Consider the following 12,591-nt stretch of genomic DNA (forward strand, 5'->3'; position numbering starts at 1 on the left):
TGGCGATGTCGGACCCCACTCGTATGCTCGGAGGATGACCACGAGCGCGCAGGGAAATGAACCGAAGTCCCCCACCGCCAACGCGATGCGCCGTGCGCTCAAGCGGGCCCGCGAGGGCGTGGCGCTGGACACCGCCGAGGCGGCGGTGCTGCTCCAGGCGCGCGGGGACGACCTGACGGACCTGGCCGCCTCCGCCGCGCGCGTGCGGGACGCCGGCCTGGAGGCCGCGGGCCGCCCCGGGGTCATCACCTACTCGCGCAGCGTCTTCATCCCGCTCACCCGGCTGTGTCGCGACAAGTGTCACTACTGCACGTTCGCCACGGTCCCCGGCAAGCTGCGCCGCGAGGGCCACGGCATGTTCATGTCCCCGGACGAGGTGCTGGACATCGCCCGCCGCGGCGCGGAGATGGGCTGCAAGGAAGCGCTGATCACGCTCGGCGACCGCCCCGAGGACCGGTGGCCAGAGGCGCGGGAGTGGCTGGAGGCCGAGGGGTACGACGACACGATCGCGTACGTACGGGCCATGGCGATCCGCATCCTGGAGGAGACCGGGCTGCTGCCGCACCTCAACCCCGGCGTCATGACCTGGACGGACTTCCAGCGGCTGAAGCCCGTCGCGCCCTCCATGGGCATGATGCTGGAGACCACGTCCGAGCGGCTGTGGAGCGAGCCCGGCGGCCCGCACTACGGCTCGCCGGACAAGGAACCGGCCGTCCGGCTGCGCGTCCTGGAGGACGCGGGCCGCAGCTCCGTCCCGTTCACCAGCGGGCTGCTGATCGGCATCGGGGAGACGTACGAGGAGCGCGCCGACTCGCTGTTCGCGCTGCGCCGCGTGTCCCGTTCGTACCACGGCGTCCAGGAAGTCATCGTCCAGAACTTCCGCGCCAAGCCGGACACGGCGATGCGCGGCATGCCGGACGCCGAGCTGGACGATCTGCTCGCCACCGTCGCCGTCGCCCGGCACATCCTGGGCCCCACCGGCTGCATCCAGGCGCCGCCGAACCTGGTCGACGCGGAGTACGAGCGGCTCATCGGCGCCGGGATCGACGACTGGGGCGGCGTCTCCCCGCTCACCCCGGACCACGTCAACCCCGAGCGCCCCTGGCCTCAGGTGGACGAGCTGGCCGAGCGGTCCGCCGCCGCCGGGTTCGAGTTGCGCGAACGGCTCGCCGTCTACCCCGAGTTCATCCAGCGCGGCGAGCCGTGGCTGGACCCGCGGCTGCTCCCGCACGTGCGCGCGCTGGCCGACCCGGCCACCGGTCTCGCCCGCCCGGACGCGCTGCCCGCCGGGCTGCCCTGGCAGGAGCCCGACGAGGCGTTCAGCGGCGCGGGCCGCACCGATCTGCACCATACGATCGACACCGAGGGCCGCACCGGCGACCGCCGCGACGATTTCGACGAGGTGTACGGCGACTGGGAGGCGCTGCGCGAGGCCGCCGCGCCCGGCATGGTGCCGTCCCGTATCGACACGGACGTGAAGGCCGCGCTGTCCCAGGCGGCCGACGACCCCACCCGGCTCACCGACCCCGAGGCCCTGGCGCTCCTGCACGCCGACGGGCCCGCGCTGGACGCGCTGTGCCGTATCGCCGACGACCTGCGGCGCACGGCGGTCGGCGACGACGTCACGTACATCGTCACCCGCAACATCAACTTCACCAACGTCTGCTACACCGGCTGCCGCTTCTGCGCCTTCGCGCAGCGCCGCACCGACGCCGACGCGTACACCCTCTCCCTCGACCAGGTCGCCGACCGCGCCCAGCAGGCGTGGGACGTGGGCGCGGTGGAGGTGTGCATGCAGGGCGGCATCCACCCGGACCTGCCCGGTACGGCGTACTTCGACGTCGCCCGCGCCGTGAAGGAGCGCGTCCCCGGGATGCACGTCCACGCGTTCTCCCCGATGGAGGTCGTCAACGGCGCCACCCGCACCGGCATGTCCATCCGCGAATGGCTGACGGCGGCGCGCGAGGCGGGCCTCGACACCATCCCCGGCACCGCGGCCGAGATCCTCGACGACGAGGTGCGCTGGATTCTCACCAAGGGCAAGCTGCCGACCGCGACCTGGGTGGAGGTCGTCAAGACCGCGCACGAGCTGGGCATCCGCTCGTCCTCGACGATGATGTACGGCCATGTCGACCAGCCGCGCCACTGGCTGGGCCATCTGCGGCTGCTGGCGGAGATCCAGCAGGAGACGGGCGGCTTCACCGAGTTCGTGACGCTCCCCTTCATTCACACCAACGCCCCCGTCTACCTCGCCGGAATCGCCCGCCCCGGCCCCACCACCCGCGACAACCGGGCCGTCACCGCCATGGCGCGCGTCCTCCTCCACCCGCACATTCCCAACATCCAGACGAGCTGGGTCAAGCTCGGCACCGAGGGCGCGGCCGAGATGCTGCGCTCCGGCGCCAACGACCTGGGCGGCACCCTCATGGAGGAGACCATCTCCCGCATGGCGGGCTCCTCGTACGGCTCCTACCGCTCCATCCAGGACCTCATCGGCATCGCCGACCTGGCGGGCCGCCCCGCCCGCCCCCGGACGACGACGTACGCGGACGTCCCGGAGGAGCGGCAGACGGCGGCCCTCGCGTCGGACGGCCACCTTCCGGAACTGCTACCGGTGCTGGGCGACTGAGCCCTTCCGGGAATTCGTCCAGGCCGACTCGCGCAGCAGCCGCAGCCCGTTGAGGCCGACGAGGACGGTGGAGCCCTCGTGCCCGGCGACGCCGAGCGGCAGCGGCAGCTGCCCGGCAAGGTCCCAGACGACCAGCGCGGTGATGCACACACCGGCGATGACCAGGTTCTGGACGACGAGGCGCCGGGCGGTGCGGGAGAGTCGTACGACGGCGGGGAGGGTGGCCAGTTCGTCCCGTACGACGACCGCGTCGGCCGTCTCCAGGGCCAGGTCGGAGCCCGCCCGGCCCATGGCGACGCCGGTGTGGGCGGCCGCCAGGGCGGGGGCGTCGTTGACGCCGTCCCCGACGACCATGACGTGGCGCCCGGCCTCGGCCCACTCCCGTACGGCGGCGGCCTTGTCCTGCGGCAGCAGCCCGGCGCGTACGTCGTCGATGCCGGTCTCGGCGGCGAGGCGGTCGGCGGCGCGCCGGTTGTCGCCGGTGAGCAGCACCGGCGCGGTGCCGGTCAGCGCGGTGAGGCCGCCGACCGCCTCCGCCGCGTCGGGACGGAGCCGGTCGGCGAGGCCGAGCACGCCGACCGCCCGGCCGTCCGCGAGGACGGCGACGGCGGTACGGCCGGAAGCCTCCACCTCGGCGACGACTGCCGCCACGTCGGCGACGACCCCCTCCGCCGCGGGGACCGCCGCGTGCGCCTCCGCGACGACCGCCTCCACCTTGGCTACCGGCGCCTGCTTCTCGACGGCCGCAGCGTGTTCCCCGGCGCAGAGCCGGGCGGGCGCCCCGACCCGCACCTCACGCCCGTCCACGGTCGCGCGGACGCCGAGCCCGGGAGCGGACGAGAACGCCTCGGCGTCCGGCAGCGACAGCCCGCGGGCGTGCGCCGCGTCCACGACGGCGCGGGCCAGGGGGTGTTCGCTCGGCCGCTCCGCCGCGGCCGCCAGCCGCAGCAGCGCGTCCTCGTCCAGCCCCGCACCGGGCAGCGGGCGCACCTCGGTCACCCGGGGCGTGCCCTCGGTGAGGGTGCCGGTCTTGTCCAGGGCGACGGCGTCCACCTGGCCCAGCCGCTCCATGACGACGGCCGACTTGACCAGCACGCCATGGCGTCCGGCGTTGGCGATCGCCGACAGCAGCGGCGGCATGGTGGCGAGCACCACCGCGCACGGCGACGCGACGATCATGAACGTCATCGCGCGCAGCAGCGTCGGCTGAAGCGCCGCCCCCAGGGCGAGCGGGACCGCGAACAGGGCGAGCGTGGCGGCCACCATCGCGAGCGAGTACCGCTGTTCGACCCGCTCGATGAACAGCTGGGTGGGCGCCTTGGTCTCCGACGCCTCCTCGACCATCCGCACGATGCGGGCGATCACCGAGTCCGACGGGTCGCGCTCGACCCGTACCCGCAGCGCCCCGGTGCCGTTGACGGTCCCGGCGAACACCTCGTCCCCGGCCGCCTTGGCGACCGGCAGCGGCTCGCCCGTGATGGTGGCCTGGTCGACCTCGCTCTCCCCGCCCAGCACCCGCCCGTCGGCCCCGACCCGCTCGCCGGGCCGGACCAGGACGGTGTCCCCGACGGCTAGCGCGTCGGCGGCCACCGTCTCCTCGCCGCCGCCGGGCAGCAGCCGGGTCGCGGTCGCGGGCGCCAGGTCCAGCAGCCCGCGTACCGAGTCGGCCGTCCGCGCGGTGGCGACCGCCTCCAGCGCGCCGGACGTCGCGAAGATGACGATCAGCAGCGCCCCGTCCAGCACCTGCCCGATCGCCGCCGCGCCGAGCGCCGCGACCACCATCAGCAGATCCACGTCCAGCGTGCGCTTCTTGAGGGCCTTCAGCCCCTCCCACCCCGGCTCCCAGCCCCCGGTGACGTACACGACGACGTACAGCGGCTCCCACACCCAGCCGGGCGCCCCGAGCAACTGCCCCGCCATCGCGACCAGGAACACCACCAGCGCCGACAGTGCCCAGCGGGCCTCCGGCAGGGCGAGCACCCGGGTACGGCGGCGCGGTACGGCGCCGGGCCGGGCTGTAGGCGGTGCGGATCGGTCGATGAGCGTGGAGGTCATGGCCGCAGACGTTACCACCAACATGTGAACAAGTATTCATGCATCGAGCGGTCCGTAGGATGAGCCCATGGGTCATGGAGCACAAACCCCCGCAGGCGACGCCGCCGCCCCGCGCGCCCGCCTCACCCCCGAGAGCGCCCAGACGGTCGCCGCCACCCTCCAGGCCCTCGCCACCCCGTCCCGCCTGCTGATCCTGGCCCGCCTCCGCGAAGGCCCCTGCCCCGCCACCGAACTCGCCGAGGCGGTCGGCATGCAGCAGTCCGCCTGCTCCCACCAACTCCGCCTGCTCCGCAACCTCGGCCTGGTCACCGGCACCCGCCAGGGCCGCTCGGTCGTCTACACCCTCCACGACAACCACGTGGCAGAACTCCTCGACCAAGCCCTCCACCACGTAGAACACCTACGCCTGGGCGTCACCGACTGACCCCACCACCTCCCGTCGCGCCCGCCGCAGGGCCAGATCGACGGACAGGAAACCGCGTGGTGTCGGGGCTCGGGGGACTGCCATGCTGCGCGCCATGACGACTGAGGACGACGCGGGCCCTGCCCTGACCGTTGGTGGGCGTGACGCCGAGCTGGACGACCGGCTGACCGAGGAACTGGTCGCCTTCAATACGGCCGCCACCGGTGCGGCCGACCGGAGCGCGTTCTCGGTCAAGATCAGTGATGAAGCGGGCGTGTTTGTCGGTGGGCTGTCCGCGTGGACGTGGGGCGGTCTGTGCGGGATCGAGCTGCTGTGGGTTCGTGAGGACAGCCGTCAGGACGGGTGGGGCGGCAGGATTCTGCGGGAAGCCGAGGCCGAGGCGCGTCGGCGTGGCTGTGATCGCGTCGCCGTGTCCTCGTTCACGTTCCAGGCCCCCGGCTTTTACGAGCGCCACGGCTATGCCGAGACCGGCAGGACGCTCGGCATTCCCGGGGGCCACGCGGACGTGCATCTGTTCAAGCCGCTGACCGGCTGACCGGCGCTTCAGGTGTCGTAGCCGGTCAGTTCGGCGATGTCCTCAGGAACCGTCGGGCTGGTTCGGGTCGGCGGTGGGCGAGCGCAGCTCCTCGTTGAGTCGCTGGGCTTCTACCAGCTGATCTTCGAGGATGACGATGCGGCAGGCGGCATCGATCGGAGTGCCCCGGTCGACGAGTTCGCGGACGCGTGCCGCGATGCGCAGCTGGTAGCGGGAGTAGCGGCGATGGCCGCCTTCGGAGCGGAGGGGGACGATGAGGCGGGCTTCGCCGACGGCCCGCAGGAAGGCGGGTGTGGCGCCGATCATCTCCGCGGCGCGGCCCATGGTGTACGCGGGGTAGTCGTCGTCATCGAATTTGTCGGTGGCCCGCTCTCGGGGCTTCGAGTTCATCGCACCTCTCTGTGGGACGCGTCGAGGGGCCCTGGTGCCATACGGCACCAGGGCCCCGACGAGAAAAACCCTAACCACGAGAGTCGCGCATGTCTACTACGGTCGATGCAGATTACCTCTGGTGCCCGGACGGGCTCAGGGTGGCCCGGGCCGGGAGGGCCGGGGCGGTGGAGGGGAGGGGGCGGCGGCAGGGACCCTGGCGGCCCGCTGATCATTGGCGGCGTTCCGCCCGCCGGTGCCGAATATGTAATGCCGCAACTGAAGAAATAGCGTACGACTCGGTAAGGAGTTTATCCCCACAGACGGTGACCACCGATTTCCGTGCCTGACCCCGGTGCGCCGTGCTACTGTCGTTGTCAGTTGCAGTTGTGGTTCCCAGACTTCAAGCGTCCTCGCCGTCGTATGCGGCGGGAATGCTTTTGTATTTTCCGGTTTGCATTTCCGGAGGGGCGATCATCGCGGCGACGCGGGGTCCGCAAAGTGTGGGCTCCGGGCACTGCGCCCGAAGGAGATATGGCATGGCTACTGGCACCGTGAAGTGGTTCAACTCGGAAAAGGGCTTCGGCTTCATCGAGCAGGACGGTGGCGGCCCCGACGTCTTCGCCCACTACTCGAACATCGCCGCCCAGGGCTTCCGTGAGCTGCAGGAGGGCCAGAAGGTGAGCTTCGACCTCACGCAGGGCCAGAAGGGCCCGCAGGCCGAGAACATCGTTCCCGCCTGACGCTGACGCGTACAGCGAAGTTGGGGCCCGCACCTTGGGTGCGGGCCCCAACTCGTTTGCCGGGCAACACCCTTGTGCGCCGTGAGGACCGCGCGGCGGCAGACATCCCCGGCAGGTCGCCGGCACGCGTGTGCCGCGACAGGGCAACGGTCCGCCCATCTGATCCGGCAGCGTGAACGTCCGCCCGGGCGGCGTATGCCGATCATCTTTCGACGCGATGTGCGCATCTCTTCGCCCCGCTTCGTTTCGTTTATCTATTCGGTTCGTTCTTGCGATTCTTTTATGCGCCGCCTACTGCTGGCGAGAATTCCTCGACGTACCGCATCGAGGAAGGTTCGTATGAATCGCACTGTCCGAACGAACAACCGCTCCGCCCGCCCCCGCTCCGGGGGCAATGGCCGTCGTCCCGTCGCGCCGCAGGGCGAATTCGCCCTGCCCGTCACCCGTACCCCCGCCCTGCCTCCGGCCGAGACCTTCGCCGAGCTGGACATGCCGCCCGCGCTGCTGGCGGCCCTGGCCGCGGAGGGCGTGGCCGTGCCGTTCCCGATCCAGGGCGCCACGCTGCCGAACTCCCTCGCGGGCCGCGACGTCCTGGGCCGTGGACGCACCGGCTCGGGCAAGACCCTCGCCTTCGGCCTCGCCCTGTTGGCCCGCACCGCCGGTCAGCGCGCCGAGTCCCGTCGGCCCCTGGGGCTGGTCCTGGTCCCCACCCGGGAGCTGGCCCAGCAGGTCACCGACGCGCTGGCCCCTTACGCCCGGTCGCTGAAGCTGCGGCTGGCCACCGTCGTCGGTGGTATGGCGATCGGTCGGCAGGTCAGCGCTCTGCGCGGTGGAGCCGAAGTCGTCGTCGCGACCCCCGGGCGGCTCAAGGACCTCATCGACCGTGGCGACTGCCGCCTGAACCAGGTCGGCATCACCGTGCTGGACGAGGCGGACCAGATGGCCGACATGGGCTTCATGCCCCAGGTCACCGCCCTGCTGGACCAGGTTCGGCCCGAAGGGCAGCGAATGCTCTTCTCGGCCACTTTGGACCGTAACGTCGACCTTCTGGTCCGGCGCTACCTGACCGACCCGGTGGTCCACTCCGTCGACCCCTCGGCGGGCGCCGTCACCACGATGGAACACCACCTGCTGCACGTCGACGGCGCCGACAAGCACGCCACCACCACCGAGATCGCCGCCCGTGACGGCCGAGTGATCATGTTCCTCGACACCAAGCACGCGGTGGACAGGCTCACCCAGCACCTGCTGAACAGCGGCGTCCGCGCCGCCGCACTGCACGGCGGCAAGTCCCAGCCTCAGCGCACCCGCACGCTCGCCCAGTTCAAGTCCGGCGATGTGACGGTACTGGTGGCCACCAACGTCGCGGCCCGCGGCATCCACGTGGACAACCTCGACCTCGTCGTCAATGTGGACCCGCCGAGCGACCACAAGGACTACCTGCACCGCGGTGGCCGCACGGCCCGGGCCGGCGAGTCCGGCAGCGTCGTCACCCTCGTCCTGCCGGGCCAGCGCCGCGACATGACCCGCCTCATGAGCACGGCCGGCATCACCCCGCACAACACCCGGGTCCGCTCCGGCGAAGCCGAACTGAGCCGCATCACGGGCGCCCAGGCCCCGTCCGGTATCCCCGTCACCATCGCCGCGCCGGTCGTCGAACGAGCCAAGCGCGGCGGCTCCACCTCGCGGGGCCGGCGCAGCCGCCCGGGCCAGGCTCGCCGCGCCGCCGGATCGGCCCGGACGGGATCGGGGGCCTCGCAGCGGCGGTCCAGCTTCGGCTCGGCCGCGTAAGTCCAGGACCGGACGCCCGCGCCGCCCGTCTCCTCGTCCGTGACGAGGACGGGCACGCTCCGGGAGTCCTCGCGCTCACCCGCTGTTCTCTCCGGCCGGGCCATCTGATTCCGGCTTCTCTGCGACCCTGTTGAGGCATTATGCGTTGTGTCATCGCCCGCTTCCCCTTCGATCTGATCAAGAGTGAGGTCCAGGAAGCGATGTCGGGTATCAAACCCGAACCCGTCACGGGCGACTTCGTGATCATCGGCCGCCGTCATTACCCCATCAAGCAAGTGGGTGCGGTGATCACCCGTCAGGACCGCCGTGACTTCACCGCCGACGAGGTCAGCCGAGCGCTGATCCGCCTCGGTTTCACCTGCCGTTCCCTTCCGGCAGCCGTACCCGATGCGGCCCGGACTCCGCTTGAGGCGGCCTCGGCCCTGCTCGGCTCCCCGGAGCCCGTCTGACCGGGATCGACACGTTCGCACGACGAGGGCCCCGACCGCAGCGGTCGGGGCCCTCGTCTGTCCGCGTCCGGCGGCCGGAACGGCTGAAGCCGCCCACGGTCAGGGCACCTACGTCCGCGATGGCGGCGCGATACATTCCACCGATCCCGGGAATGCCGGGACTTCCCTCCATGATCTGCCGCGAGAGGGAAACGCCGCTGCGTGTTGTTCGGTGTCCGTTATCCGGTGCGCCATTTCGGAATGAGGTGGTCCGCCGCATCATTCGTGACGACGCCTTCACAAGGCGTCGGTCCATTGACGCCACCCGGAAGCGATCAAAGAGTGTCCCTTACAGTTCAAAGGCACTCCTGGGCCATACACGTGTCGAAGAAATGAGGAAAGGTCGTGACCGCAACCGCCAGCGCAGCGACCGGCATATGGGGCCGCGCCGAACAACAGGACTTCCGCAGCCGGGTACGCGGCTGTCTGCTCGGCGGAGCGATCGGGGACGCGCTGGGGGCCGCCGTGGAGTTCTCCTCGCTGGCCGAGATCCGGGCGAACCACGGCGCGCAGGGCGTGACGGACTTCCTGCCCGCGTACGGGCGGCGCGGCGCGGTCACCGACGACACCCAGATGACGCTGTTCACCGTGGACGGCCTGATCCGCGCCCAGGTGCGCCGTGACACCGGCGCCTGGCATCCGCCGACCGACATCCACTCCGCCCACCGCCGCTGGTACGCCACCCAGCGCGACTGGGGCCCCGACGAGCGCCGCGCGGACGACGGCTGGCTGGCCCGCGAGGAGTGGCTGTACGCCCAGCGCGCCCCCGGCCGGGCCTGTCTGACCGGGCTCGGGGACGCGACCATGGGCACCCTGGAGGCGCCCAAGAACCCCGACTCCAAGGGCTGCGGCGCCGTCATGCGCTCCGCGCCGTTCGGGCTGCTGGTGGGGTGGGAGCCGCAGCTGGTGTTCCAGCTGGCGATCGAGTGCGCGGCCCAGACCCACGGCCACCCCACCGGCTACCTCGCGGCCGGTGCGTTCTCCCTCATCGTTCACGGGCTGGCGCGCGGGGAGGCGCTGGACGGCGCCGTCCAGCGCGCCCTGGCCCAGCTGGCAGGCCGCCCCGGCCACGAGGAGACGACGGACGCGCTGCGGCGCGCGCTCGGCGCCGTACGCCAGGGGCTGCCGACGCCCGAGCGCGTCGAATCCCTCGGCGAGGGCTGGACCGGCGAGGAGGCCCTCGCCATGGGGCTGTACTGCGCCCTGGTCGCCGAGGACGTACGCCACGGGCTGCTGCTCGCCGTCAACCACGGCGGGGACAGCGACTCCACGGCATCGGTCTGCGGCAATCTGCTGGGCGTGCTGCACGGCGAGACGGCGCTGCCGCCCGGGTGGCTCGCCGAGGTGGAGGGGCGCGGCACGATCCTGGAGCTGGCGGACGACTTCGCGATGGAGATGACCCAGGGCCCCGCCCTGCACAGCCCCGAAAACTCCGCCCCCGCCTGGCTCACCCGCTACCCGCGCGTGTAGGACCGGCCCTCCCGGGGCGGCCGTTTCTCCGGCACGCGGGAACCCGCCCGCATCGTCCGCATCACGGCTAGCCTCTCCCGTGACGAGCACGCACCCGGGAAGGCCAGGACATGACCACCCAGCCCACGGAGTACGACGGGCCGCTCATCCCCATGCCCGAGCTGCCCCTCCCCGCGTTGCGCCAGGCTGTGGCTGCTGTGGCGCCGTCCCGCCTTCCGGAGCTGTTCGAGGACATGCAGAAGGCGTTCGTCCAGGCAGGCGAGGAAGGCAGCGTCGTCCCCATTCAGATGTTCTATCGCCAGTGGGGGGTCGTCGTGGCCATTGAACGGCACCCCGAGGTGGCCGGACGGCTTCACGCGGCAGAGCGGGCCATGGAGAGCGAGGACCCCCAGGTACGGGCACGGGCCATCCGCGAAGCCGGTGATATCGTCCGCGCCGCCCACCGGTAGAGGGTGGCTGAGTGGACGTGGGAGCACGATCCGGACGACCTCGTGCCTCACTGGGAGTGCGCACCGAGCGCCGGGGCAGGCTGCTGCTGACCTACCTCACGGACGTCCGCGGCGAGCGCGTTGTCGTCATTCAGGTGGCCTGGTTCGCCTGATCCCCTGCCGCGATCGCCTCTTCCGCGCAGGGCGCGGAAGGTGAGGCAGGCCGCCGTGGTCAGGAAGGCGGTGCCGATGATCGGGTAGAGGGCGGTCATCAGCATCTGGGGTGGTGTCTGGTGCAGCTCGACCCGCTGTTTCACGCTGTGCGGGGCGTACCAGATCATGAAGGAGCAGAAGAGCAGCCCGGTCAGCGCCGTCCAGCCCGCCCAGGTCAGGGAGGCGCGGCGGACCGTTTCGACGGCGAGCAGCAGGACCATCGGGACGGCCCACACCCAGTGGTGGGACCAGGAGACCGGGCTGATCAGCAGGGCGGTGACGGCGCAGCTGAGGGCGGCCCAGGCGCGGGCGTGAGGGAGGGCGCGGTCGTCGGTGAGCTGGGCGGCTACGGCGGTGGCCAGGCCGGCGCAGCCGATCAGCGTGGCGGTGGCGAGCCACCACAGGCCGGGGTCGGGGGTGTGCAGGAGGCGGGCGAGGGCGCCGCGCAGATTCTGGTTGGCCGCCCCTTCGACGTCACCGGGCCGGTCGGTGGCGAACAGGACCTGGGTCCAGAAGCGGTGCGAGTCGTTCGGCAGCGCCAGTACGGACAGGACGACCGTCCAGACGAAGGCGCCGGTGGCGATGGTCGCCCGCCGCAGGTGGTCGCTGCGGAAGCCGTGTCCGGCCCGGTGCCGCCGGATGGCGTCGATCAGTCCGGCGGCCGCCAGGAAGACGACGAAGAGCCCGGGGGTCAGCTTGATCGCGGTCGCGATGCCGATGCCGAACCCGGCCCAGCGGTGGCCCGCCGGGCGGGTCAGGTCCCACAGCACCAGGACGGCGACAGCCAAGTTGATCTGGCCGTAGCGCAGGGTCGTCCACACCGGTTCGCACCACACCGCGACGGCGGCCAGGGCCAGGACGGCGGCGGCGTGCGGCGCCCGGCGCGGGCGGGCGACGAGCCGCAGCGAGAGGTGGGCCACGGCGACCATCAGGGCCAGGTTGGCGGCGGTGCCGAAGGTGCGCAGGACGCCCGTGCTCATGACGGTCAGCGGGGTGAACAGCATGGCCGCGAACGGCGGGTAGGTATTGGGCAGATGGTGGCTGGTCGCCCGCATGTCGTACAGATCCGCCGCGTTCCGTACGGTCCAGCCCTCGGCCTGGTAGACCAGCAGATCGACCATGGACACCTGGGCGGCCCGCTGGGCGATCCAGAAGCCTGTGAAGGACAGCAGACAGAACACCGCCGCGCACAGGGTGGGACGCCGGGTGATCATCTGTGTCGCGGTCACGGGGTTCGCTCCAGAGGTGCGTGAGGCGGCAGACGGCACAGGCAGCCGATGACAGTACGTTCCGGATGATGGCCCCAGCTGGGGGAATGGTTGCCTGTACGTGCCATGAAGTCGCGCCTGTGCACATCAAGTTCGCTTCCGCTTCACCCGCACGAGAAGCCGAGAAGCGGACAGCGGCGGGCCCCGGCCACCCCTGCGGCGAAGGGGTGGCCGGGGC

At 71.7% G+C, this 12,591-nt stretch carries 11 protein-coding genes; 8 read left to right on the top strand and 3 right to left on the bottom strand.

From position 1 onward, the window contains the following. The first annotated feature begins 34 nt into the window (after nucleotides 1–34). Entirely contained in the window at nucleotides 35–2,629 is a 2,595-nt protein-coding gene (locus tag ABZ370_RS26670; protein ID WP_358625530.1) for a bifunctional FO biosynthesis protein CofGH, read from the top strand. On the opposite strand, the gene ABZ370_RS26675 is transcribed toward ABZ370_RS26670, so the two are convergent. Continuing rightward, on the bottom strand, nucleotides 2,609–4,684 hold the full coding sequence (locus tag ABZ370_RS26675) for a heavy metal translocating P-type ATPase (RefSeq protein ID WP_358625532.1): 2,076 nt from the start codon (nucleotides 4,682–4,684) through the stop codon (nucleotides 2,609–2,611). The two genes, ABZ370_RS26670 and ABZ370_RS26675, sit on opposite strands and share 21 nt — an antisense overlap. 67 nt (nucleotides 4,685–4,751) lie before the next feature. Between ABZ370_RS26675 and ABZ370_RS26680 the strand changes: the two genes are divergently transcribed. Next, nucleotides 4,752–5,108, top strand: coding sequence for a metalloregulator ArsR/SmtB family transcription factor (locus tag ABZ370_RS26680; RefSeq protein WP_358625534.1), 357 nt, complete (start codon nucleotides 4,752–4,754; stop codon nucleotides 5,106–5,108). A gap of 82 nt (nucleotides 5,109–5,190) precedes the next feature. After that, entirely contained in the window at nucleotides 5,191–5,643 is a 453-nt protein-coding gene (locus tag ABZ370_RS26685) for a GNAT family N-acetyltransferase (RefSeq protein ID WP_358625536.1), read from the top strand. 42 nt (nucleotides 5,644–5,685) lie between these two features. Here the strand turns inward: ABZ370_RS26685 and ABZ370_RS26690 are convergent, their stop codons facing one another. Beyond that, a complete protein-coding gene (locus ABZ370_RS26690; protein ID WP_358625538.1) occupies nucleotides 5,686–6,033 on the bottom strand; it encodes a helix-turn-helix domain-containing protein in 348 nt (115 codons plus the stop codon). Nucleotides 6,034–6,551: 518 nt separating this feature from the next. Here ABZ370_RS26690 and ABZ370_RS26695 point away from each other — a divergent pair. From ABZ370_RS26695 to ABZ370_RS26715, 5 genes are all read left to right on the top strand, one after another. Then, nucleotides 6,552–6,755: a cold-shock protein gene (locus tag ABZ370_RS26695; RefSeq protein WP_123105039.1), complete on the top strand. Its 204-nt coding sequence runs from the start codon at nucleotides 6,552–6,554 to the stop codon at nucleotides 6,753–6,755. A gap of 339 nt (nucleotides 6,756–7,094) precedes the next feature. Then, complete coding sequence (locus ABZ370_RS26700) at nucleotides 7,095–8,546, top strand: DEAD/DEAH box helicase (RefSeq protein WP_358625540.1); 1,452 nt, start codon at nucleotides 7,095–7,097, stop codon at nucleotides 8,544–8,546. Nucleotides 8,547–8,686: 140 nt separating this feature from the next. Beyond that, nucleotides 8,687–8,995 carry an SCO5918 family protein gene (locus ABZ370_RS26705; RefSeq protein ID WP_358625542.1) on the top strand — a complete coding sequence of 103 codons (309 nt, stop codon included), beginning with the start codon at nucleotides 8,687–8,689 and terminating at the stop codon, nucleotides 8,993–8,995. Nucleotides 8,996–9,379: 384 nt separating this feature from the next. Next, entirely contained in the window at nucleotides 9,380–10,504 is a 1,125-nt protein-coding gene (locus tag ABZ370_RS26710) for an ADP-ribosylglycohydrolase family protein (RefSeq protein WP_358625544.1), read from the top strand. A 110-nt stretch (nucleotides 10,505–10,614) separates the two neighbouring features. Further along, nucleotides 10,615–10,953: a hypothetical protein gene (locus tag ABZ370_RS26715; protein ID WP_358625546.1), complete on the top strand. Its 339-nt coding sequence runs from the start codon at nucleotides 10,615–10,617 to the stop codon at nucleotides 10,951–10,953. Nucleotides 10,954–11,000: 47 nt separating this feature from the next. Here the strand turns inward: ABZ370_RS26715 and ABZ370_RS26720 are convergent, their stop codons facing one another. Further along, on the bottom strand, nucleotides 11,001–12,374 hold the full coding sequence (locus ABZ370_RS26720) for a glycosyltransferase 87 family protein (protein WP_358625548.1): 1,374 nt from the start codon (nucleotides 12,372–12,374) through the stop codon (nucleotides 11,001–11,003). Nucleotides 12,375–12,591: the final 217 nt, after the last annotated feature.

Source organism: Streptomyces sp. NPDC005962 (genome assembly GCF_040629205.1).
GTDB lineage: Bacteria > Actinomycetota > Actinomycetes > Streptomycetales > Streptomycetaceae > Streptomyces.

Bases quoted from the DNA above. Each gene is read 5' to 3' on its own strand.
- ABZ370_RS26670 (WP_358625530.1), top strand. From the start codon at position 35: ATGACCACGAGCGCGCAGGGAAATGAACCGAAGTCCCCCACCGCCAAC.
- ABZ370_RS26675 (WP_358625532.1), bottom strand. From the start codon at position 4,684: ATGACCTCCACGCTCATCGACCGATCCGCACCGCCTACAGCCCGGCCC.
- ABZ370_RS26680 (WP_358625534.1), top strand. From the start codon at position 4,752: ATGGGTCATGGAGCACAAACCCCCGCAGGCGACGCCGCCGCCCCGCGC.
- ABZ370_RS26685 (WP_358625536.1), top strand. From the start codon at position 5,191: ATGCTGCGCGCCATGACGACTGAGGACGACGCGGGCCCTGCCCTGACC.
- ABZ370_RS26690 (WP_358625538.1), bottom strand. From the start codon at position 6,033: ATGAACTCGAAGCCCCGAGAGCGGGCCACCGACAAATTCGATGACGAC.
- ABZ370_RS26695 (WP_123105039.1), top strand. From the start codon at position 6,552: ATGGCTACTGGCACCGTGAAGTGGTTCAACTCGGAAAAGGGCTTCGGC.
- ABZ370_RS26700 (WP_358625540.1), top strand. From the start codon at position 7,095: ATGAATCGCACTGTCCGAACGAACAACCGCTCCGCCCGCCCCCGCTCC.
- ABZ370_RS26705 (WP_358625542.1), top strand. From the start codon at position 8,687: ATGCGTTGTGTCATCGCCCGCTTCCCCTTCGATCTGATCAAGAGTGAG.
- ABZ370_RS26715 (WP_358625546.1), top strand. From the start codon at position 10,615: ATGACCACCCAGCCCACGGAGTACGACGGGCCGCTCATCCCCATGCCC.